This is a genomic window from Pseudofrancisella aestuarii (assembly GCF_003574475.2).
GTDB classification, from domain to species: domain Bacteria; phylum Pseudomonadota; class Gammaproteobacteria; order Francisellales; family Francisellaceae; genus Francisella; species Francisella aestuarii.
Genome location: NZ_QLIS02000001.1, coordinates 728,044 through 752,818, shown reverse-complemented (window position 1 = coordinate 752,818; position 24,775 = coordinate 728,044). Strand labels below are relative to the sequence as shown.

Below are 24,775 nucleotides of genomic sequence, written 5' to 3'. Positions count from 1 at the left end.
AATTTTTTTAAAAAAAATTATAGAAAAAAGGCATAAATGATGTTGCACTATTCTAGATCTTGCGTTAGATTCATTAATGAGAGATGAGATATAGATAAGAAATAATAAGAGGAGAAAAGAGATGGCTAAAAATAAAATTCCTAATTCTAGGTTAATGATCAATTATGAAACTAATGTTGATGGGGTTCTGAAGAAAAAAGAGCTTCCGTACAGAGTATTGGTAGTTGGTGACTTGTCAAAAGGAAGATCTGATGATGCTAAAAAGGAATTAGCAGATAGAGAAGTAAGAAGAATCAAGAACGGAGTAGATAGAACTCTTGAGGATATGAAAGTTTCTTTTGACTTTGAGGTTCCTAATTTTGTATCTAAGCAGCCGAGTAATTTAAAAGTTAATTATACATTACAAGGACTTAAAGATTTTAAGCCTGATGCTGTGGCAAAAAAAGTTCCAGAAATTAAAGCTTTGCTAGAAATGAAAGAAATCTTGACTTCATTTGCTAAAGATATAGATAACAATAGAAATTTAAAAAGAGTTATAGATAATGTTTTTTCTAATAAGGAAGAACTAGATGCTTTAAAAAAGAAAATTCCAGCATTAGCAAATTATTCTATAAAGGATTCTGAAGATAAGGAGATCGGAAGTATAGAAAAAGAAGATAAATAAGACAAGTAAGAGATAAGAGGAGAATACTATGTCAGATAATAATGTAAGCCTTACAGAAGAGCTTTTAAGTAATTTTGGGAGTTCTGGAGAAGTTAGTACAGTTCTCCAAAATATTGATTTTAACGTTTCTGATGATGCTTCAAAAGTACTTTCTTTATCAGAAAACTATAATGCTAGAAACTTAATGGCTCTTTCGCTAGTGTTAGCGAATAATCAAGATATTAATAATTATAATCAAAAGTATGTACAGAAAGTTATATCAGTTATAGATAAACTCATAGACTTACAAGTAAATGCAATCATTTCAAATGATGAATTTAAAGCTTTAGAGAAAGAATGGTTACAGGTTCAAGAAGTATGTCAAGGTGACTATGACATGGTTGAAGTCAGTATCCTTGATGTAAAAAAAGAAGAACTTCAGTATGATTTTGAGAGAAATCTTTATGATATTTCTAGTAGTGATTTCTTCAAGAAAGTTTATGTTTCTGAGTTTGATCAATATGGTGGAGAGCCATATGGTGCTATATTAGGACTTTATGATTTTAATAACTCTACGGATGATATTACATGGTTAACAGGAATGGGAATGGTGGCGAAAAATTCTCATGCACCATTTGTAGCATCAATTGACAAATCTTTCTTTGGAGTTGAAGACCTATCTGAGATAACTCAAATAAAGAGTTTTGAGACTCTTCTGGAGCACCCTAAATATAAAGAATGGAATGACTTTAGGAACCTAGATGTTGCTGCTTATATTGGTTTAACGGTTGGAGATTTTATGCTTCGCCAACCATATAATCCTGAGAATAATCCAGTACAATCAAAGCTTATGAAAGGTTTCAATGAATTTGTTGATTATCAAGACAATAACAGCTATTTGTGGGGACCTTCATCTATACACGTAGTTAAAAACATGATGAGATCATATGATAAAACAAGATGGTTTCAGTTTATAAGAGGTGTTGAAAGTGGAGGGTATGTCAGGAACCTAACTTCTTGTGTTTATGATAATAAAGGCGTTCTAGAAACAAAAGCACCTTTAAATGTTTTATTTGCAGACTATATGGAACTTTCTTTAGCAAATATAGGACTTATTCCATTTGTTGGAGAAAAGGGAACAAGTAATGCTTGCTTTTTTAGCATAAACTCAACTAAGAAGGTTGAGGAATTTGTCGATGATTTTGATTCCGCAAACTCAAGGCTAATAGCAAATCTTTCATACACTCTATGTATATCAAGGATTTCACATTTTATTAAGTGTGTTATTAGGGATAAGATTGGTAGCGTAGTTGGAGCAGAAGAAATCCAGGGAATACTTTCTGATTGGATATCAGAATTTGTAACAACGGTATATCAACCGACGCCACTAGAGATGGCCAGATATCCGTTTAGAAATGTGTCTATAGAAGTTAAGCCTATACCTGGCAAGCCAGGCTGGTATTCATGTAAAGTTAATGTAATTCCTCATATTCAGTTTGAGGGAATGGATACTACAATGACTATAGACACTAGGCTTGAGCCAGAGCTATTTGGTCAAGCTGCATCATAAATAAAGAAATGAGGAGAGATAATTATGAGTGAGATAATATCAAGACAAACTGTAACAAGTGGTCAAACAATATCTGTGAGAACTGGGACAACAGCTTGTATAGGCTCGCATCCTAATCCTAGAATATTTATTGATTCATTAGAGATAGCAGGAGAAAAAGTAGATAAAAAAATAGTAGCTATTGAGGGTGGTGATGATGTTACTAAAGCTGATGATGCTACGGCCGCAGCTAGTGTAATATCTTTAACTATTACTCCCGGTTCTATAAATCCAACTATAAGTATTGTTTTAGGAACTTTAATAAACTCTAGTACGCGAGTAAAAATACAGGAAAAAGTTTCTGATATTTTAAAAGCAGGAGCTACTGATATGAAAATTAAGTTGGGAAGCTCTAATAAAAAGCAAGAGTATAAAACAGATGATAAATGGGGAATCACAATAGATATATCTAACCTTGAGTTATACCCTATAAGTGCGGATGCTTTTAGTATTAGTATAGAGCCAACAGAGCTTATGGGTGTTTCTAAAGATGGTATGAGATATCATATTATATCTATTGATGGACTTACAACTGATAAGGGAAGTTTACCTGTATGTAGCGCTGCTAGTACAGATAAAGGTGTAGCTAAAATAGGTTATATTGCAGCATCTGCTTAAGTTATTAGTTAGTAAGGATTCTAAAATGTTTCTAGAAAGATTGTATTGGGAAGACGGCCTAAGATTAGATAGTAAAGTTTTAGATAAATCTGATACTACACTAGCTGAGAAGGCTGCATATGCAAATTTTCTCCCATCTAATCTTCGTCAGGGTATAGTTAGCTTCGATTTAGATATGGAGAGCCTAAGTTCTGGGCTAATTCTTGTTAAAGAGCTAAAGCTTTACATAGAGGATAAAAGCTTAGTTTTATTTGATAAAACATATCCTTTATCTGTTCAAGTTAAAGATGAGGAGTTAGCTGCCGCAATTCCTCTTTTTTTAAATATTAGTGAAAAAGTTAAGGAAAAAGAAGGTAATAAATATATAACTAATCATTTGTCTCTATCCGTAGAACGTGATTATAATGTAAAATATAGTATTCAAATAGCATTGTTTAAGTCTAATAATGGTCAATTAGAAGCTGTAGATTATGATTTTCCATTATTAACACTAGATCATTATTTGATGGATAATCTTTTTTTAAATATGAATAGATTAGTGGCGGAACTAAAAGCCTTTAATAAATTTGTTTTTTCAATATCTAGACCGTATGCTTCGATATATTTAAGTTTTCTAATAACTAGATTAGATAGGGAGTTACGTTTTTCTGAAAAAAACAGGATAAATGTAAATCCTTTACATATTTTTAATATTATTCATGATATTTATAGTTTGATGCAGGTTAGTACTGATGATGGAGCAGAGAATATTCAACATATTATATATGATTTTTATAAACCAATTAGTAAGTTTAGATTATTAATAGAAAAACTTTTTGATATATGTAAACATAAAAAGATTAGTAATTTTGTACAATTTCATTTGCAAGGTCAGAAGTATATTTGTGAAGACTTTCCTGATGAGTTTTTTGTGGCAAAAAGACATTATTTTGTTATTAAGAGAAAACATGATGCGCCTAATAATGCGAGATTTGATAACAAAAATGTTATTAGAATAACAAGTATTAGTAGGAATAAGAGTATTGTTACTCTTTCTCTATCAGGACTTAAGCTCGAAGAAGTGGATACTTCTATGACTAACTTTGCTATAAGTCTTAATAATTTAGATACTCTATATGAGATTAAAAAAGGATCAGAGTGGGATTTTGTTTTAGCAGACCGAAGTGCCGTATTTTCTGCCTTTCCTGAGAGTCAAAATTTTGAGTTCTTTATTGCATTCACCTAAAAAATATTAGCTTCTTAAGTTATAATCTCCAAGATAAATTATATCTTCTTTAGGCATCTCTATTGAAGCTACAAGGATTATATCTATGAAATCATTCTTTATATTTTTATGAAAGTTCTTTATTGTTGCTTCTATGTTCAAAATGTTTTTATTTTTACTATTCTGATTAAGGAAAATAATATTTACTTTTATCAAGTAAACAAATGAGGGTATAAAGCCACCTAAGAAAATACTACCTATATTACCTGGCCCTACTGTAGCAACTTCTCTTTTAATATTAATAAATTTCTTTTCATAGCTAATAATAGTGCAGAAGTCTTCAGCAAATAGTTTATATAAGCTATTTATAATGCCATTTACTGTAGAGAGAGGAGGTATCTTTTTGTATACATTTTGTTGTAAAAGATATTGAAAGCTTTTAGTACCAAAAACATACCTATAAAGTAAAGCTTGTATACCATATTCTAAAGTATTTATAGCTTGTGTATTTCCATTTTTTATATATTGTTGATATTTACTTTCCAATGAAGAAAATATATTTATTTTAAATACATTTATTTTTATATATATTCTTTCACGATTTGATGAGATCCCTAATATGGTAGAATCTGGTACACTATTTTTTAATATAGGAATCAGTTTTATATCTTTTATATCAATTCCATGATAAATAAGTATATGCAATAAGTTATTTATAGAAATTTTTTCTATAACTTTTTTTAATTGATCTAAATTTATAGGCTCTGCGTACATGGGTTATTAAAAATCAAATAGCTTGTTCAAATCTTCCTCACTTTCTTCCTTACTATTATAACCTTCATCATTATAAGAATAACTATCTTCATCAACATTATTTTCATTATTATCTAGATACTCTTGATTAGATTGTTTAAATTTAGTGGAGAGTTCTTTATTTTTAGATGAAGGTTTATTATTTATACTAATATCTTCTTTATAGGCTTCCTCATCACTTAAAATTCTATTTTCTTCTTTAGAGTAGTCTTGTGCTTCTGATGATGTACCATAAAAATGACTTTCTGCCAAAGGAGTATTTATAAGTTTATTTTCAGGCATTTTTTCATAATTTTCTAAGAATTCATTATAATCAATATTGTACATTTTTTTAGCAATGCTCCATTGAATGCTGCTAGAGTAAAGGTCTATATTTTTGTGTATATCCTTAATATAAGGAGCTACCTTCTTATAAAGAGGGAAAAATATCTCTGGAAAATACTCTTTTGGATCAAAGTTTACTAGTAGATTTTGGATATCATCATAAACTATAGATGTCTCAAATATTCTCTCATTTTCTATTAGTTCTTTTAAAACCTCAATTTTTTCTATTAACGTTAACCATTTATGAGAGCGGAAGTTTTGATTTTGTGACGAATTAAGTTGTCTCTTGCTATCCGCTTTATTTCTTAGATTTTTCTTTTTAGATGGTTCTATAGTTTTACTGTTATCCTCTTCAGAGGTGTCGGTTACTATAGAAGCTTCAACTTTTTTTAAAGTACTAATAAGCTGTTGCTTTAGTGTTTTATTGTATTTAATCGAATTACTTTCAAAAAAACTTATTAGGCTTTCTATATCTTTGATAACTAATTCTATAAAGGAGTTTGATATCTCTAAGTTATTAGATATCTCAGAAAAGTTACTATCTATTACTGAAATGAATAAATTAATCCCTTTTTCAGATAATTCATTTTTTTGAGAGCTATCTTTAGGAGAGATATTTTCAAAGTTATTTTCTACAAAAATAAGATATTTGTTTATAATGTCTGGGATAGAGTTAAGATTATCTAGATTTAGACATATTTCTGAGTTTAATGCTATAAACAAACTATAGATATCTATATTGTTGGAGTCTTCAACATTTTCAATTAATTTTGTCAAGAAAGCCTGGTACTCAGCATTTTCATACTTAGCATAGAGCTGTAAATTATTTACTGGATTTATTCTTTCTAAAGTATTTATAGAAGAGTCTTCTAGAATATTTATAAGTTCACTCATAAGGCGTCTCCAAAATAATCAGTTTAAAAATACTAATACACTTATACCGAATAGGCCTAAAGGAATCCCTACTCTTAAAAAATATTTTAGAAAATTTCTATTTCTTTTTTGTGTGGGTATATATTTATCAGATGAGCTATCTATAAAAACCAAAGAATTATTTGTAAAATTTTTTAAAAATTTATCAACATCCTTTTTGTAAGTTAGGAATTCATGGTTATAAGGATTATCATAATATTGACCATAAAACTCGCTATGTAGAATTAAAGACATAACTTGATAGCATGTTTCAGGGTATATATTGTCTGAAGTAATATTATCTATTATTTCAAAAACATATTCACCACCATCTTTTCTTCCATAATACTCTAAATGGAGAAGTTCCCATTGGATATTTCTATTTGATTTTTCACGGATTAACATCATTTTCTCATCTACATAGGCAAGAACTGGAAATATTATATATTTACAAATGATATCGCTGTATTTTTCCATTAGTTCTTCTTGTAAGAAAAAAACATGCTTTCTTACATCATTTCGATAATAAGCAATTTGCTCATTATCATAACTCTCACTATTAATAACGTCTTCTGTTTTCTTAATGATTTCTAGAATGATTTCTATTTCTTTTAAATCTGACATTTTTATTACCTACCTGCTGTGTTTAATATAACTTTTCTTACAAAGCTAAAAGTGTTTTGATTAATGAATTTGCATATGATTTCAGTAAAGTATTGTAGAAAGTATTTATGTTCATCGTTATACCTCTTACTTGGTGTTAATATTAGTTCATTGGTTAGAGTATCTAAGTGTAAGTCTTGTAATAAGTCGACTAATAATGATATATAGTGATCATGAGCTTTTAAAAGCCTTGCTATAGCCACAAAAGTTGTTTTTGTGTAAATATTGCCAGATACTAGCATATCTATCATATTATATATTGAATCAGCATTCTGATTATAATTCTGAATCTCATTTCTTATGATTAAAGGAGATATTTTACAATTTATTGATGTAATAGCATTTGAATTGATTTCTATAAGATCTGAAACTTTAGTCAATTGAGACCATGCTGAGTAAGTATGAATCTTGGTTTCATAAAGATTTCTATCAAGCTGAGGAAAGACTATATTATAGTTAAGGGCTTGTTTATTAGAGTTAAAATAATATTCATTTTGTCCACTAAAGTAATAGCCATTGAAATCACAAAGCTTATTGTTTTCATATATTGATATTACATCTGTTGCATAAGCATCCTCTATTTCGGGATGTCTTAATTTGCTTTCAGATAAATTCATGGCAGCAAATGTCGCATGAGAATAGTCATAAAAGCTATTGAATATAGGTATTAAGTTTACTTTGAATAAAGATGAAATTTTTTCTTGATTATAGTTATCAGTTAAGATTTTGAAACTAAGGTCTATCTTCTCTACAGTATTAGATTTATATTTAAAAAGATCTTTTATTTTTACATTAAATCCATATATGCAGCTAGGAGCATATAAATTTAATATAATGTTTTCAGTAGGCTTTAATTCTAAGTTTACAGCTTCAATTGTTATATCTTTAGTTGCATAAGTATCATTTGTAAATTGTATTCTAGCAAAAGCATCGTTTTTATTACTTTGTAGGATTTGATTGAATAAATATGCTGCAAAAAAAGGGTTTTCATCACATAAGTTAGGATCTAGCCAGAGAGTTAGATAGTCATATTCGAAATGATTCTCAAAAGTTAGTGAAACATTTATAATATCATTATTTTTTATAGTTTTAATTTTGCTTATAGGCGCAATGACAGTTTCTGATTTTGTAGTATAAGTTAGAGTTTTAGCATTTCTTTTATCTTCTATAAAAAAATACTCTTGTGGCGGAATATAATATCCATTATGTCCCTTGTCTTTTATCTCTAATAAATATAGTTTAGGCAGGAAGTAGTAAAAGCTACTATAATATTTAAAGAGTAAGCTATTACTATAGTCAGATATTCTATTATCAAAATCTTCTTTTATTTCCTCGCCAATTCTATCAAAAGCTTTTTTAAGTATAATAGCTTCAGTTGTAGTTAAATCTTTTTCAGCTGATTTATCCATTATATTTCTCTCATGATGTTTTAGCATTGATTTGCCCACTATTAATAAAACTAACTATGCCTCCAGGTGCAAATGTACACATTGCCTTGCTATTTATCGTTGTTATGGGGGCATTCTCTAATAACGTTGTTGGATTTGTGGGTATAAAAGGAGTAAGCATTGGGATACATACCCACGGGAACACAAAAGGGTTCATTGTCGGGTTTGCTGGATTTGTACAGCCCGCAAAAGGTAATACATTAACACCAAGTTTTGAATCTGTTATATTAGAGCTAGGTAAGCTTCCAGCTAATGTTTTAACTCTAATACTTAAATAAGTTCCTGGTGCTATACTAAATGAGCATTTTATCATGGCAGTCATACTAGGAGTAAGTGTAGAGGCGCTACTTGAAATGTTAAGCTTAGTAGGTGATAAAAAACTTTTTATACTATTTAATTCTGAAATTAAGTTATCTATAGAATCCTTACTACTACCCCAATCTTGCTGTAATTCGCTTAACTTTTGTAATGAGTTTTCTAAAAGATTTGTATTTAACATTTTAGGTACTCCAATATAAGTTTTGTTTATTAATAAGGTTTTTAATTACAGTATTGTCATTAGATATATTCTGCATTATTGAAAAAACCTTATTTGAAGAGGGTGGTAAGTTTCGTATTGATATTAATTTAGGCACATTATAATAAGCATTCTTTAATAGGTAGATAGTTAGTCTTTTTGCAGTAGTATTAGCGCTTTCTATCTTATTATTATCTATATCTTTATCTATAGTTTTTAGACTTTTTTCGACATCAAACTTTTCTTTATTAGATTGTTGTTCTTTAGTGGTTATTTCTTTATAGGTTTGGAAGCTATTTGCTTTTGCTAAGAAGAGCTCCATTTTATATATATCATCAGAGATAATATTATTTGATAGTTCCTCTACTAAGTTATCTTCTTTTCTTAAAAATGTACTATACTTTTGATTAATTTGCGGAGTAGTTTTATTTAGTGATGATATATAGTATTTAAGGGTATTATTGCTATTGAAAGATGAATTCACAGAAACCTCTTGGCATATATTTTCGAAGTAGCTTTCAAACTGTATAAAAGGTTCAAGTAAGTTAAAGTCTCTTTTTGCAAGAGCAATATTTATACTTGTTGCTATATCTAATAGAAGAGAAAAATATTTGTTTGCAAGATCACTTAATATTTTTGCAGGAGAGTTTTTAAGTAGCTTCTCTATATTACTTTCATTTTCTATCTCAATAAAGCAATTATGATATATTTCATTTTGAGTATTTAATTTTTTGTAAAGAGTATTTATATCTAAAAGTAAATTTGGTAGCTCATGCGTTCTACTTATAAGCTCATCTAAGTTATTCAATTTATCATTTTGAGCTATATTATTTTCAGGGAAAAATATATTGCTTATTTTAAAGTCTGAAAAGTACTGTGAGGAGGAGAATATGCCAAAATCTATAGTATCCTTAAGTTCTTTTATAAAATCACTATTTTCATTAAAAAGATTTTTAAGAGATATATCTGAAGTCGTTAGATTTAAATAGTTATTTAATAACTCTAAGTTTAACAAATCTTGTTCATAGGGTAAAAAAGCTTTTAGTAATAAAGAGTCAGTACTAGAAATTGGCTTGCTTATATTAGCACCATTCTTAATAAAATAAGCAAGTCGTAATAAGCTTAAAATTCGATTTTTATTTAATGGTATAAACTCGCTCACATTTTGTTGTGTTTTAGTAAAACTCTTAATTTCAGAAAAAAAATCTTTGTATTTCTGAATTAATTGTTGGCTTTCAGGATGCTTAAAGGTTTTTATATATAAGTCAATTAATATATCTTTGTTCTTTAGCTGAAGAGTATTATCAGGAGGAATACGTGATTTTAAGTCAGAAATTGTTTCTTTTGGATTTTTATTTTCTAGGTCATTAAGTTTTTTAGAGAAGTCATTACTTAAAATGGTTTTGTATTTAGATAGTTGAATTTTTAAGATTTTTAAAGATTGATATAGGTCGTCATAATCTTTAATTGCTTCAATTTTAGCTAAATTATCTTCAATTAATTTGCTATATATAATTGCTTCAGAAGATAGTAAATAATTTGTTGAATACTTTATTTCTTCGATAATGAATGCAAGGTTATAGATATCAATTTTTCTAGTAATTTCTTTTGTACAAAATGAATCTATATAATTAATATTGTCATTTAGTTTACCCAATACAAATCCAGACTCTTGCTTATAATAAAGAGATATATTTATATATAAGTTTTCTAGATTCTTTGGTAATTCATTATACATTATTAACCCACCATAGTAGCTGCGCTTCCTTTAATACTAGCTGTAGCATTGCCTTTTATATTAACTGTTGTACCTTCTACATTGGTTGCTACACTAGCTTTAATATTATTATTTAAACCCTTAACTCCTACATCTTGACCAGCTTCTATATTGATTCCAGCAGAGCTTTTTACATTTATAGTTGTGGATTCAATAGAAATGCTAGAGTCTTGCATAGTTATAGTTGAGTTGCCTATTTTTAGGATAATTTTGTCATTTGTTAGCATGATACTAGCATTCTTAGTTGCTAAGACTATTTCTTTTTCTGTTATAGACATTTTAGAATCTTTGACATTAGCTAAAATTTGCTTATCTGCTGTTGATTCGATGGTATCAGTAACTTTAGTAGTCATTTTGCCATCGGATTCTAGTTTGGTCGAGCAGCCTTTATCCTGGTCTTTTATATCTATATATAACCCTTTGTCCTCAAGGTTAAAAAGATGGTCTGCATGCGACATGGCATCTCCTTATTAGTCTTTAGTTACATTTCCATTATCTATAGTAAATTCGTTACTATCTGTAGGATCTATTAAGAATTTCCAATTTTGTAATTTGTTGTTATCTGTTATTGGTAATATGAAATATACAGCATATTCCTTAGAGTCTTTATTTAGAGGGAAGTCATTCTCTCCATCTTGAAGATTTATGACTTTCACATTTGTATCATATATTCTCTGGCTTACAGACTCGTAAGTATCAGCATAAAAAGTATTCTGATCTGGATTCTCTTCTAAAACAATTTTAGATTTAGGAACATTGTTATCAATATATAGACCACTACTTGCACAGCTACTTAATCCAAGAACTGTAATTCCTATTAAAAATATTTTTGATAAATATTTCATCATATTAAGATTCCTCCTTTCTTTGCCAACCTAGTGTTTTGAGAAATTCTGATTCTACTTTGAAGCTAATAGAGTAGTTTCTTCCTTCATATTGAAGAGTCCATGTGCAAATATTTTGGTCATTGCATTGAGCATCTTTAATAGCTTTAAGTATAGACCAGTCTCCCGTATAACTTTTCTGAGCTGTAGTTCCATTTTTAAACTTTATAATTAATGTTGTAGGCTCATTTGAGTTCCATTTGTATGGTATCTTCATACCATGAGAATAATCTATGTTTAAAGAATTTATAAAACTTTCTTTATCTAGTATTAAACTAAAGAAGGTATAATCATTAGCTTCATTTGATATAGGTATTAATTTAAAATCAATAGATTTTGGATTACCTTTATCATCCCATAGAAATTTATTTAATTTATAAACTTTATTAAATTTTTCTACATAACTTCGTTGTTTAGGGGTAGTTAGATCAACACTATCCCACTGATCAGTATCTTTATTATAAGTAAGTAGAGGCTCTAGATAAATTTTCATCTGTGTATACACATAACCAGAAGTATCTAATTGCTTTGTAAGAACCTCATTAGATATAACTTTGTCACTATTGTAATTTAAAGGGAATTGATTATTCATAAAATTATATTCCAGACTTACAGCATTATCTAAATTGGTAATAGCATCATTTATTGCTATTATCTTTATCGCTTTAACTGCCACATCTAAGTGAGTTTTCAATAAGCGATATAGGCTGTTATTATCTGTGTTATTAATAGAAGAAAGCTCTGAATATACTTTTTCTAGAGGTTTATAGCCTTTATCTAATTCTTTATATGTCTTTGTGTATCCTTCTTCTTTAATGAGCCCCCCAAGTTGACTAAATATTTGCTTATAATCTTGATAAGATTTTGAATCAAGATAAGTATTATTTTCATCAAAGCTTTTATCAATCACTGAGTATAAAGGAAACTCATTTTCTTTCTTTTTACCTTTAAAATAGTCAGTTAGTTTACCATATATCGTTTCTTTGCCATTTTTATCTTTTTTAGTATCTTTTCCTTTTTCAATATCTTCTTTATCAGGTATTAAGTCAGTATTATCATGGTAAAACTTTATCAGATTATTAAAAGACGAGTCTTTTGAAGTCATGACAGATAAGTAAAGGGTTAAGCTTTCCTTACTGTTTATCTGTTGTTCAAAATTATTATCTGCATTTAGATCATCAATAATATTATTATATGCTTGTATATAATTTGTCTCATAATGTTGTACAGAGTTTTTATATATAGAAGCTATAAAATCAGGATTAATATCATAATTATCTTTTAAATTAGTTATTAATTTGTCGAACCTTTTATTTAAAGTAATTATATTGTCTCTTACATATTCTTTTGAATAAATAGGAGATATCAATATCTCTTTACTGTAAAAGTTAGGTGTAAATCTCATATATAATTCTTTTTCCACATGATCAGTTAAAGGAAGTTCTTCACGGTTATATGTTGAGTTTACAATGTTATTTAAAACGTAATTTATTAGAGAAACGGTTATCTTATGTGAAGCATCCTTATTTTCAGATTGTATGTTTGCATTATTTTCTTCTAATGACGATACTACGTGAGTAATATTTTTTAACATAGAATTGAAACTTGTAAAGTTTTGTTTAGACTCGCTTTCTCTTAAAACAACTGATATGTTCTTTGTCATTGAGTCAATGAATGTAGAGTTACATAAGCTTTTTGATGCTAGGTTATAATTTTTATGATAAATTGAGAATACGTTGCTTACAACTGTAGGAAGAACAAAGTTTTTTGTCATTTCTGGTATAACACTATCAATTGTGCATCTATATAAATATCTTGTGTAAATTTGGTTTATAAACTTTGTTCTTTGTGTATCTGATAGTCCTAAGTATTCTATGTTGAAACCTTTAGTAGTTAAATAATCCTTTGATTTTGGATCTACTTGAATCAAACCACTATCATACAGCTTATTAACTCTTTGTAAAACACTATTCATTACATCTTGCTTAACAGAAGGGCTAGTGTATTTTATTACAGCCATTAACTGCTCTTCTGACATGGAGGTCAAGCTACTAATAACTTTAACAATATTTTTAGTATTGTTGTTTATGTAGTTATTGTCCATATACTCAAAAAATATTAAATATGCCGTAATATCTGATAAGTCAGTAGTTTCATTAAAATTCTTTGTAATAATGCGACTTACAGCAATATCAGCATATTGCTTATTAATATAATGATATTTTATATTGCTAGGGTAGATGCTACTTAATATGACATCACCATCTAACCTATCTTTAAATTTATTTGAAAGCGACGTTAGGTCTTCGTTAGAAGCGTCTTGAGTATCTTTAAATGTGATTTTTGGCTTTAAGTTAAGGTCTTGCAAAATATTTATAATAAAAACAGAAGCAAAAGCCAATGAAATCAGATTGATTATCATAGATCTTGGGGACCTAATGATACTAATACTTGTTTTAATCGCCACGTTATTTGGTTTATTCAAGTCAAAATATAAATAAATCTCTTTATCAACAGCTTTTAGTTCTGGATATATATTTGAGATAGTTTTCCCAATATTATTAAGAGTTACTATATTGAAATATTTTTTAGTAGTTATATCTTTGTTGTTTAGAACTTTTGAAGCAAGATTTTTAAGAGCTTTATGATCTATATTAGGATCTTTAGTTAGTTTAAAGGTGTTATCTTTTCCTATGGCTTGATTAAAAGAATCAATACTTTCTAATGATTCATTACTATAAAAGGATATAACTAAAGTTTTAAACTCTTGTCTTGGGAATATTTTACAAATCTCTTTTAGATAATTCTCTTCGTAATAATTATGGCCTGAGATGTTAAAACATACATTAAGCTTGAAGTATTGAAGGTTAAGCTTATTTTTTAATACTCTTATATTAGATATATTATCATGATTTACTAATACCGTTGTTTTTGTTCTGTCAATAGCAATATAAGTAAAATCATTATAGTTTAAGATATTTGCATTAGGTTTAAGTTTATTCAAATAGTCTTTTGCTGAGGAAAAATCTCCATAAAATATGTATAATCCACTTAATTTATTTTTTATACCATTTCTTTTTATAAGTTTTCTAGCCGTTTTTATTATGTTGGTAGAAATAGATTGTTGTTTTTTAGGACGAGACATTATCTTCTTTAAAAAGGCTATGGCAAAGAACAGTCCTACTACAAATATAAGTATTATTAATAGAGTAATTAGAGGGTATTCTATTATAAAGTTCATATTAGTTTCCTTTTGCTTTATATTTTAAGAAAATTCCATTTTTATTGTTTATAAAAAAAGAACTCTCATTTTTTTCATTTTCTTGAATTACGGAGTAAGTTTCATCATCATTAGCTTGTGTGTAGGCAATTTCGCAATTTTCTTTTGCTCCTAATAATTGTCTTTGTAACAGTTGTTTCTGAGCTTTATCTGTAGATATTGCAGTATTAGAAATTATTTGGGTAATTTCACATGTATCTACTGATTGGAGCTGAGATATAACTATATCGTCATTCCGTAAAGGCATAAATTGGTTGTTTGCTGAATTTACATTTATTTTAGATGGCATATATAAAATAGGCTTTTCAGAGCATTTTGGACCTAATATTTCTTTAGGTATTTCTATTGCATAAAATAATTGAAGTTTACTATTAAATATCGTTGGTGTGCCTTTTTCACCATTTTCTTGAAACTCTGAAAAAGAGCTTTCCTCAGATTTAAAGTTTTTGAAAAACTTATAAGCTTTTTTTGAATCTTTATTAACATTATCACCAATGGTAACTTTACCAATTATATTTAATGATTCAAAAGGTTTGAAATAAGGGTACTCAGCTCTCAATTCTTTATAGTCTAATAGGTTGTATGTTATAGATTCTTGGTGAGTTAGGCTAGGATAGCTACAAAAGATAATTTTCTCATAAGTGTCTGAATCTGAATCAGACTTATAGTGAAAATCATTTAAATCTTCATAGAGTTTTTGTGTAGCGTATTGGCTTCTCTTAAATTCAATAGTTCGTTCACTTATATAAAAATTTTTAAGATTCTTTGATCCAAGCATATGATCGTCAGCTTGAAGGCTAGATAAGCTAATATCGCTATCAATAAAAGGAAGGGTGTTCTTTGTACTAAGTTTAAGAACATAAGAATAATCTTGTTCTTTATTTTCATCAGGCTCTTCATGTTGATGATAAAATGTAGGATTTATAATATCTTCATATACTGATGAAAAGGGTTTCGAAGAGTTATTATTAGATTTGGTAATTTTTCTATTACCATTTAAAGTAATATCAGGAGTAATTCCATTTTGTTTTATATAAAAAATAAGTTCTTGTTGAAGAAGTTTTTGATTTTTAAAGCTATTTATATCATAAGAAGAGAGTTTTTGCTCTAACTCTTCATCTGTATTAGCTATACTTTTTTTAAGTGAATCATCAATTTTATCAACAATATAGTAAGTTATTTTTCCAGTTTTTTTATCACAAAAGTATTTGATTACACATTTATTAATTTGTAATTGTTCGATAAAAAAGTCATAAAAGTTTCTATTTATTGTAGATACAAATATCTGAGGTAATCTATTTTTTAAATTTTCACTTTTATTTGTATCTAAAGTGATTAGTTTTTCAAAAAAGAAATTATCTTTAATTACATCATCTAGAGTTTTTTTAACATCCACATATATGGGCTTGTGTAGGCTCCATAGTGATTTTAAAGGATCATTAAACTCTATTTTAAATTCTTTCATATTTGTTGTTGTCTTATCTCCATTGAGAGAAAAGATGCTAAATTCATATTTTTCTTCAATATCTACGAGATCGGTTACATTTCCTATTACAACAAAACGAGTTAGCCTTTCATGTCGATCAGTTTTAGAATCTTTTTTCAGAAAATTAAAGGTATCTTTTATTTGTATATCTAATAAAATAGGTTGGCTAGCATTTAGTAGAAATTCAAAGTCAGGATGGTTATTTGGATAGACTAGTTGGAAATGTATTGCTCCTTCCAGTCCATATAAAGATTCTTTTATTTTTAAGTTTTTAATATGTAAATTTTTTAAAGTTAGTTTTTTTTCATTAAAGATTTTTTTGTTTTCAGTGGAAGAAAAATCAATATTCTTTAAAGTAAAATCTGAATTTATTGGACTTATATTAACTGTTATACTTTGCTTTTGTAAAATATCATTGTAAGCAATAGTTTTAGAAAGATGATTGTTTACTAGCTTGTTAAGCTTGTATAAGAGTTTAGACTTTTGTAAGTCTGATGATCTCTCTATAACATTTTGCAATGTATTTATGAGGGTTGTAATTTTTTTAAGATATTTGTAGGGTAGTTTTAGTATAGTTTTATTCTGACAAGATTTTTTTATTTCATCTATTGCAATAGATATTTTCTCCGTATCTTTATAGTTTGATGAAAAATATTCATTATAATCATTAATTCTTTTTTTTAGCCAAGCTATTTCGTAATAGTTCTTGTATTTCTTATAATCTAGATCAGAAATAAGGTTGTTCTGGTATAAACTCCTTGTGTTTTTAAGCTGAGTTTTAATCAAATCAAAATCTTTATTATTAGATTTAATAAGATAGTCATTAGCTTCTAATGCAATTAGAGCTGATGAATCTTGATCTGTTGTAGAGGATATATAATTTACAGAGTCATATATATTAGCCTCTGATATATTAGCTAGGCTTCTCATAATTTCTCATTTTTTCTCATTTCTCACAATACATTATGAAGATAAAAAAACAATTTGTCTAAAGGATTATTAGTATAATCTACTGATTTATATATATATTTGCTAAAATTCTTATAGTAAAAATACTTTTAAGAAGAAATCTGAGATGAAAATTGTAGAAGTTAAACATCCAATGGTACAGCATAAAATTGGACTAATGCGAGCTAAAGATATAAGTACACAAGAGTTTAGAAGACTTACGCAGGAAATAGCAAGCTTACTAACCTATGAAGTTTCTGAAAGTTTTGAGCTTGAGGATACTAAAATTGTTGCTTGGAATGGTGATGAAATTAAAATAAAACAGATCAAAGGTAAAAAACTTACAGTAGTTCCTATCTTAAGAGCTGGATTAGGTATGATGGATGGAGTCTTTGAACATATTCCCGCTGCAAAAGTAAGTATGGTGGGAATGTATCGTAATGAAGAAACTGCTGAACCAGTACCATATTTTTCTAAACTATGTGACAAGCTTGATCAAAGAACGGCTTTGATAGTTGATCCTATGCTAGCAACAGGAGGGTCTATGATTGCAACAATAGATTTACTTAAAAAAGCAGGTTCAAAAAGTATAAAAATAATAACTTTAGTTTCGGCGCCAGAGGGGATGCAAGCCTTAGAAAGAGCTCACCCAGATGTTGAATTGTATACAGCTTCTATAGATAGCCATTTAAATGAAAAGAAATATATTATTCCAGGATTAGGGGATGCTGGCGATAAGATATTTGGGACTAAATAGTAAATAATTTAATAGGTTCTCTACTTGACAATTTGGTTAATTTTAAATTAATATATATTTATAAATATTTAATATTCTGCTGTATAATTTCTATTTAAATTTAATCATTTAATATAAAATTCAGCTAGAAATAGGATAAATAAAATACTTATAAATTAGTTTAAGATACAAAATCACAAAGAGAGGGTTTTATGAAATTAAAAAGGCTTAGTGTCGCGTTAGCTGCTACTTTATTTGGTGGGATAAGTGCTGCAAATGCAGTAACTGCTGCTGAATTAAATGAAGCAAAACAACCATTAGTGACAGCTTATTACTTAGGTGATAGTGACAGTGGTTCTAAATGGGCTTCACTAGATAGATTACAAATTTTAGCAGATGAAATTACAGATCAAGGTGCAAACTTCAATAAAATTATATTATCGTTTGTTCAGCCTAGTTTATTTTACTATCAATCAGGTAGTTTAGCAGGAACAGGTTTATTTGGTTATTTTATTGATCGTAATGCATCAAGTTCTCAAATAACAGCAGCACAGAATGATCCAAAAGCAAAAGCTGACTTCCAAAAACTTAAAGCTATTGTATCTCAGTTAGAGGCAGCAGGTGTTCATGTATATATTGCTGTTGGTGGTTGGAACTTCAGTTGTGATCCGGCTTTATATACTCAATCTTTAACAGCTTTAGGTCAACAAACTCCTAGAGCTAATATGTGTGGTCCAGATGATGGGTTGTATGATACTTTCCCTAATCCAATTCCTGAAAATACTCAAGGAACTGCCTTTGAAAATTATAAGAGAGGGGAGTTTGAGGATCCAGCATCATCTCAACAAGCAGATAAGGCTTATGAAAACTTAGTTAAATTGGCTAATGATTTAGGGGCTTCTGGTATCGATCTTGACTATGAAGAATTCTGGCATGCTGATTTAAATAGTTACTCTTTATCAAAACTTTTAAATAATAAATGGCAAATAAAAGATTTTGTTCAAGATGGTAATATTACTTATCAACAATATCAAGACTTGATGGCTGATATGGGTATATCTAATCAGCTTAAAAATGTTAATGGTAAAGTTCAAGGTACTATTGATACTGGAAATCCTGGAGCAATGCCAGAAACAGTAGATAAATTTGCGGCTATAATCAAAGTTGTTCATGATAAGATTGAAAAAATTAATCCAAATCTTAAACTTTCAGCAGCTTTACCAGCTGTTGGTGCTGTACCTACAAATGTACTTACATGGAGTTCAAAAAATCACCTTCAAGATGGTGGGCCTTGGTATTATGGTAACTTGAAAGGCTTAGTATATAATGTTGCTGCAAAAGATAAGAGTGTGGCACAAGATTTAGATGCATTATCTGTTATGAGTTATGATTTATCTAAAAATGATGGTCAGTATTTAAATGGCTCTTATACATTAGCAGCCCAAGTTAAATACTATATGGATGAGTATTACCATTACTTAGGGGCATCTTCTGATACTCCTACTAAGTTACAAAACCAAAGTATTACTCCAGGAACATTTAGCCTAAATAGAAAGATTCAGTTTGGTTTTGAGGTTGGTCAGCCAGCTTATCCTGTTAAAGGATCTGGTAATGATTTACCACTTTCAAAAGATCAGATGACAAGTATTTTAAATTCTGAAGCACAGTCTGGCAGATCAGTAGGTATGATCATGTGGGATCTTTATAAAGATCAAAGATATGATAGAGATTATATGGGGTATTGGGATAGCAATTGGCCGACGCCTAGTGAAGTTTTACAAGCAACATGTAAAGCTTTCAAATTGGATAATAATTCTCTTTATAATTGTAATGCTAATCTTCCAACTGCTAACGTAGGTGATGAAGAAGAGCCAACTCCAACGCCAACACCGGCTCCAACTCCAACGCCAACACCGGCTCCAACTCCAGCCCCTAGTGGTAATAATCCTGATTATGTTGCAGGAAATACATATGCTACTGGTGATATTGTTAGAGCTTCTGATGGTAATAATTATAAGTGTACAGAAGGTGGGTGGTGTTCAAATGCAGCTTATAATCCGGTTGGAATCTATGGCCAATATGCATGGCAAAATGTAGGTTCAGCTCCGGCTCCGACGCCAGCTCCGACACCAGCTCCAACACCAGCTCCGACACCAGCTCCAACACCAGCTCCAACACCGGCTCCGACACCGGCTCCGACACCTGCGCCAACGCCAGCTCCGACACCTGCGCCAACGCCAGCTCCGACACCTGCGCCAAGCAATGGGACATGGGACTCTAATACAGTTTACTATGGTGGAGATAAGGTAACTTATAGTGGTAAAGAGTATACTGCTAAATGGTGGACTCAAGGTGATAACCCAGCAAATGGTGGACCATGGGAAACTCCTCTAGTAGCTGGTGGACCATGGAGTAGTGGCCAAGTGTATAATACTGGAGATACAGTAACTTATAATGGCCAAAAATACAGAGCAAACTGGTGGACTCAAGGTAATAACCCTGCACAAAATAGTGGTTCTGGCCAAGTCTGGAAAAAAATCTAATATTCCTTCCTTTCTTTCTTTCTTCTTAAAATAGATATGTATTCATAAGTACATATCTATCCCCTTAAACTTATTTTTGTTATAGTTAGTTTTAAGGTTTTTTTAAATACTAGTTTCATGGTTCAAATATTAAAAAAAATAGATAAATTTGATTTCGGCTGGATAGTTATCAGTTTTGGTATGGCTGTTGGAGCTGGAATTGTACTCACTCCTGTTAGTATAGGAGTAGTGGGGCTCTTTATCTTTTTACTTGCTGCGATTATAGCTTTTCCAGGTACTTATTTAGTTCAAAAGATTTATATCGAAACACTATGTGCAAATAAAGAACCTAAAGTTTATAGTGAAGTTATAACTGACTATTTAGGTGCTAAATGGGGAAGCTTCTTAAGTATAGTTTATTTTCTAATGATGGTGATTTGGACAATTATATATGCTGAAGTCGTAACTGAATCATTAGCATCATATCTTCATATTTTTGGACTAACGTCAAATCCAAATCTAGATAGTAATATAATATATAGTTTTTTCTTAATATTAATAATGGTCTATATAGGTATTAAGAGCCAAAAATTACTTGTTAGGGTTTCAAGCTTTTTAGTAATAGTTTTATTATTAGCAATAGTTGTGACTAGCTTAGTAATGATACCTTTATGGAGCTTAGAAAATATTACATATATTCCAGAAAGTAATCAAATAATGCCTAAAACTATAGTTATGATTCCATTTGCCTTAACAGCTATATTATTTATGGGATCTATAAGCCCTATGGTTATTAGTTATAGATTAAAATATAAAAACAATCCTGAACTAGCTAAACTAAAAGCTGTTTCAACAATGAAATTTAGTTTCTATATTCTATTAGCTATTGTAGGTTTTTTTATACTTTCTTTTGCTTTAGTTTTACCACATGATTTAGCTGTAGAAGCTTCTAAGACAAATCAATCTGTATTTGTTATTTTAGATAAAACTCATAACTCTAATCTTATGCTTTATATATGTGGAATTATTATAAATATATGTGCAATACTAACTTCTTTTCTTAGTATCTTAGCGGGTATGAGTGAATCTTTAAGAGGGATTCTATATAAAATATTTAAACTAGTTAAAGTAGAAAGTAATTACACACAAACAAACTTTATAGCTAATATCATAATGTTTATGATGATTTGGCTATCAGTTATTTTTAAATTTAATGTGTATTTCTTAGTTCCTTTAACTGGACCTATTTATTGTTTAGTAGGTTGCTTTATACCAGTTTATTTGGTTTATAAAATACCAGCACTTCATTGTTATAAATCTAAGAGTTTATATTTTATTTTATTTGTCGGAGTTATGTTAGCAATATCTCCATTTCTTAGTTATGCATTAGCTTAAAGTTTATACAAATGCATAAAAAAATACTCTTTTTATCAATTCCTTTAGTAATTTCCAACATTACAGTTCCTTTATTTGGAATCGTGAATACGGCGTTGATAGGCCATTTAAATAATAGTGATTATCTTGCAGCTGTTGCATTAGGAGTAGCAATAGTAAATCTCATATGCTTTCTCTTCACTTTTTTTAGAATGAGTATGACAGGTTTAATTGCTCAAAGTTTAGGTAAAAGAAATTTTGAGCTAATAGCCGAATTGCTAATTAGAGCAATTATTGTAGCTTTATCATTGGCCCTTGTAATACTTATATTTAAGAGTTTAATCTATAAGGTGGCAATCTCAATAATAAATACAGATGATAGTGTCTTACTCTTATTAAAGGAGTTCTATAATATAGCGATATATAGTGTTGTTTTTGCATTATTGAATTATGTGCTATTAGGTTTTTTTATAGGGATACAAAAAACAAAAATAGTTTTTGTCTCATCACTTTTGAGTACTATGCTAGGTATTTTATTAAGTTGTTTCTTTATAAATATCCTAGCTATGGGTTTAAAAGGAATAGCTTATTCAATGCTGATTTCACAGGGCTTATTGTTATTAATACTCTTAATTTCTGCTATATGTTTTTTGAAATCAAAAAGTATAGGGCTTATATTAATATTTAGTAAATTTGAGTTTTTAAATATCGAAAGCTATCTTCCATTTTTAAAAGTAAATAGTAATATTTTTATCCGTTCATTTTGTCTTTTAGTAAGCTTTAATTCTTTTTATATATTTTCTAGTTACTATGGTAAAAATACATTAGCAGCAAATGCTATTTTGGTTGAGATAGCAGTTTTTATTGCAATGATTTTAGATGCTTTAGCCAATACAACAGAAACCCTGATAGGAGAATCTTATATAAGACAAGACAGAGAGAAATTGAAAGAGATCATAGTAAAAACTTTAGTTCAGTGTATGGTTATAAGCATTATTTTCTCTATAAGTTATACAATATTTAGTAATGTAATTATAAATATGTTTACATCTATTCCAGCTGTAATAAGTGAGATCAATAAATATATTATTTTTTCAATATTACTTCCTATATTTGCAGCGTTTAGTTTTTGGATAGATGGTGTGTTTGTAGGGATGTTGAAGACTAGAGCTATGCGAAATGCTATGATTATATCAATGTTTTTCTATATGATTTTAGTTTATATATTTTCATTTTTAGGAAATTATGGGTTATGGTTAGCTATGTTGGGTTTTTATATTATTAGGACTATTTCTTTAGCAATACCATTAAAAAGATATTTAAAATAGGAGTTATAATGCCTCATATTATATTAGAAATACCAAACTCTTTTGATACTAATATAGCAAAGCATATATTAAATCGAAGCCAGTCTATTTTGTTAGAAAGATTACCGACAAAAATAGAGACTTTTAAAAATAGATATTATAAATATGATTATTGTTTAGTGGCAAACTCTCAAGAAAAAGAATTAATTGGTTTAACAATTAAAGTATTATCTGGACGGACCGAAGATTTGTTGAAAGAAATAGCATTAGATATTAAAGAAGAAGTAAGAAAAATATTAGACTCTAATAAGCTAGAAATTGAAAAATATGCTTATACAGTTGAGATATTAGAATTATCACAAGCATATGTAAATTAGATTATTTATAACAATTATCTTGTTTCTAAAATAGTTTCTTTAGAAAAATATTAGTTTTATAATTATCATTAAATGTAAACTATTTTTTTTAAATCAAGTTGATGAATAACTATAAAAAAGTTCTCTTTGCTAGTCTTGGTGGAGCATTTGAGTATTATGATTTTGCAATATATGCAATATTTGCAAGTGTTATAGGCTCTAGGTTTTTTGATTTTTCTAATTCTGTGACTAATACTCTAATGGTTTTTTTAGTATTTGCAGGTAGCTATTTTGTTAAGCCTTTTGGAGCTATTTTCTTTGGATATTTTGGGGATAAATATAGCCGAATTGCTGTTTTAAGAGTAACAATAATCTTATTATTTATATCTACATTAGGAATGGCATTATTACCGAGTGTTAATGAAATTGGTGTTTGGGCAACAGTATTTTTTGTGGTTTTTAGATGTATTCAAGGTATTGCAATAGGTGCTGAAATTCCTATTGCAGTGACTTATTCTACGGAGAGCTTTCCAAATCGACAAGGTTTAGTTACGGGTATTGTTTTTAGCTGTCTTAGTTTAGGTATTATGATGACAACTCTAGTTTTCTTCATTATGACTAAATTTACTTCTTCTGAATTTGTGGCAGAGTATGGATGGAGAATTGCATTTTTATTAGGGGCAGTTTTTACATTTTTTATATATTTCCTAAGAAAGGGTGTTACAGATAGTTATGACTTCTTAGTTGACAAGAGTTCTGAAGTAAAAGAAGAAATAGGAGTATTTCTTAAAAGAATTTTTATAGGTATCGCTTTAGTTTCATCAGTTGCGATGATGATGACTCAACTATATATGTTTCTCCCAGCTTTCTATAAAGAATATGTTAATGCAAGTGTAGATATATCTGAGTTACTTTTAATAGGCTCTATAGTAATGACAGTAAGCTGTATTATTGGAGGGTTTATAAGTGACTATGTATCAAAGAAGAAAATGATGGCTTTATTGTTGATAATTACATTAGCAATAGTTCCTATATTCTATAAAAATTTATTAGAAGCAAATAATGTATTTGGACCATTTATTGCTATCTCAATAATTTTAGGGTTCATAGCTCCTACGTATAATGTCATTATTGTTAATATGTTTAAACCTAGCTATAAGTGCAGAGGTCTAGGTATTTCATATAACTTTGGATATCTAATTTTTTCTTCACCTATTCCTCTAGTGTCAATGTTATTAATTAACATGACAGGCTCAATTTTTATCCCAATGTTGTTAATTGTTGCTACAATTGTTATATCTATGTTTGGTTTAGTAGTTAGTAGAAAAGCTGCTATATAACAATTAAGAGAGCT

20 protein-coding genes are annotated in these 24,775 nt (G+C 28.9%); 10 read left to right on the top strand and 10 right to left on the bottom strand.

The window, feature by feature from the left end; all coding sequences use genetic code 11:
- Window positions 1-121: 121 nt before the first annotated feature.
- From tssB to tssK, 4 genes are read left to right on the top strand one after another with little or no spacing between them, the layout of a single operon-like run.
- The gene (gene tssB, locus DNK87_RS03765) at window positions 122-664 is read left to right on the top strand and encodes a type VI secretion system contractile sheath small subunit (RefSeq protein ID WP_119331265.1); all 543 of its coding nucleotides are present in this window, start codon (window positions 122-124) and stop codon (window positions 662-664) included.
- Window positions 665-692: 28 nt separating this feature from the next.
- Entirely contained in the window at window positions 693-2,213 is a 1,521-nt protein-coding gene (tssC, locus tag DNK87_RS03760; protein WP_119331266.1) for a type VI secretion system contractile sheath large subunit, read from the top strand.
- A gap of 24 nt (window positions 2,214-2,237) precedes the next feature.
- Window positions 2,238-2,870, top strand: a complete 633-nt coding sequence (gene iglC / locus DNK87_RS03755) for a type VI secretion system tube protein IglC (protein ID WP_162523379.1) — start codon at window positions 2,238-2,240, stop codon at window positions 2,868-2,870.
- Window positions 2,871-2,895: 25 nt separating this feature from the next.
- The gene (gene tssK / locus DNK87_RS03750) at window positions 2,896-4,095 is read left to right on the top strand and encodes a type VI secretion system baseplate subunit TssK (protein WP_119331268.1); all 1,200 of its coding nucleotides are present in this window, start codon (window positions 2,896-2,898) and stop codon (window positions 4,093-4,095) included.
- 6 nt (window positions 4,096-4,101) lie between these two features.
- Here the strand turns inward: tssK and iglJ are convergent, their stop codons facing one another.
- Genes iglJ through DNK87_RS03700 form a run of 10 tightly spaced genes read right to left on the bottom strand, consistent with a single transcriptional unit; the run spans window position 4,102 to window position 17,108 of the window.
- Entirely contained in the window at window positions 4,102-4,848 is a 747-nt protein-coding gene (gene iglJ, locus DNK87_RS03745) for a type VI secretion system baseplate protein IglJ (RefSeq protein ID WP_244614600.1), read from the bottom strand.
- 6 nt (window positions 4,849-4,854) lie between these two features.
- Window positions 4,855-6,105, bottom strand: a complete 1,251-nt coding sequence (locus DNK87_RS03740) for a type VI secretion system protein IglI family protein (RefSeq protein ID WP_119331269.1) — start codon at window positions 6,103-6,105, stop codon at window positions 4,855-4,857.
- An 18-nt stretch (window positions 6,106-6,123) separates the two neighbouring features.
- Window positions 6,124-6,747, bottom strand: coding sequence for a DotU family type IV/VI secretion system protein (locus DNK87_RS03735; protein ID WP_119331270.1), 624 nt, complete (start codon window positions 6,745-6,747; stop codon window positions 6,124-6,126).
- Window positions 6,748-6,752: 5 nt separating this feature from the next.
- Entirely contained in the window at window positions 6,753-8,222 is a 1,470-nt protein-coding gene (gene iglH / locus DNK87_RS03730; protein WP_244614599.1) for a type VI secretion system baseplate subunit TssF/IglH, read from the bottom strand.
- A complete protein-coding gene (gene iglG, locus DNK87_RS03725) occupies window positions 8,206-8,733 on the bottom strand; it encodes a type VI secretion system PAAR-like protein IglG (protein WP_119331271.1) in 528 nt (175 codons plus the stop codon). Before iglG ends, iglH begins: the two co-directional genes overlap by 17 nt.
- Before the next feature lies 1 nt (window position 8,734).
- On the bottom strand, window positions 8,735-10,489 hold the full coding sequence (locus tag DNK87_RS03720) for a hypothetical protein (RefSeq protein ID WP_119331272.1): 1,755 nt from the start codon (window positions 10,487-10,489) through the stop codon (window positions 8,735-8,737).
- A gap of 2 nt (window positions 10,490-10,491) precedes the next feature.
- A complete protein-coding gene (gene tssI, locus DNK87_RS03715; RefSeq protein WP_119331273.1) occupies window positions 10,492-10,986 on the bottom strand; it encodes a type VI secretion system tip protein TssI/VgrG in 495 nt (164 codons plus the stop codon).
- Between the two features lie 12 nt (window positions 10,987-10,998).
- Window positions 10,999-11,376, bottom strand: coding sequence for a type VI secretion system lipoprotein IglE (iglE, locus tag DNK87_RS03710; RefSeq protein ID WP_119331274.1), 378 nt, complete (start codon window positions 11,374-11,376; stop codon window positions 10,999-11,001).
- A 1-nt stretch (window position 11,377) separates the two neighbouring features.
- A complete protein-coding gene (locus DNK87_RS03705; protein ID WP_119331275.1) occupies window positions 11,378-14,653 on the bottom strand; it encodes a hypothetical protein in 3,276 nt (1,091 codons plus the stop codon).
- A 1-nt stretch (window position 14,654) separates the two neighbouring features.
- Window positions 14,655-17,108, bottom strand: a complete 2,454-nt coding sequence (locus DNK87_RS03700) for a pathogenicity determinant protein PdpA1 (RefSeq protein WP_119331276.1) — start codon at window positions 17,106-17,108, stop codon at window positions 14,655-14,657.
- 145 nt (window positions 17,109-17,253) lie between these two features.
- On the opposite strand from DNK87_RS03700, the gene upp reads away from it, so the two are divergent.
- From upp to DNK87_RS03665, 6 genes are all read left to right on the top strand, one after another.
- Window positions 17,254-17,883 carry a uracil phosphoribosyltransferase gene (gene upp / locus DNK87_RS03695; RefSeq protein ID WP_119331277.1) on the top strand — a complete coding sequence of 210 codons (630 nt, stop codon included), beginning with the start codon at window positions 17,254-17,256 and terminating at the stop codon, window positions 17,881-17,883.
- Window positions 17,884-18,074: 191 nt separating this feature from the next.
- On the top strand, window positions 18,075-20,405 hold the full coding sequence (locus tag DNK87_RS09025) for a carbohydrate-binding protein (RefSeq protein WP_119331278.1): 2,331 nt from the start codon (window positions 18,075-18,077) through the stop codon (window positions 20,403-20,405).
- Between the two features lie 117 nt (window positions 20,406-20,522).
- Window positions 20,523-21,779: an amino acid permease gene (locus DNK87_RS03680; RefSeq protein ID WP_119331279.1), complete on the top strand. Its 1,257-nt coding sequence runs from the start codon at window positions 20,523-20,525 to the stop codon at window positions 21,777-21,779.
- Between the two features lie 11 nt (window positions 21,780-21,790).
- Window positions 21,791-23,086 (top strand): MATE family efflux transporter, encoded by a 1,296-nt coding sequence (locus tag DNK87_RS03675; RefSeq protein WP_119331280.1) that lies wholly within the window; start codon window positions 21,791-21,793, stop codon window positions 23,084-23,086.
- An 8-nt stretch (window positions 23,087-23,094) separates the two neighbouring features.
- Window positions 23,095-23,442: a tautomerase family protein gene (locus DNK87_RS03670; RefSeq protein WP_119331281.1), complete on the top strand. Its 348-nt coding sequence runs from the start codon at window positions 23,095-23,097 to the stop codon at window positions 23,440-23,442.
- A 101-nt stretch (window positions 23,443-23,543) separates the two neighbouring features.
- A complete protein-coding gene (locus DNK87_RS03665) occupies window positions 23,544-24,761 on the top strand; it encodes an MFS transporter (protein ID WP_119331282.1) in 1,218 nt (405 codons plus the stop codon).
- Window positions 24,762-24,775 lie beyond the last annotated feature (14 nt).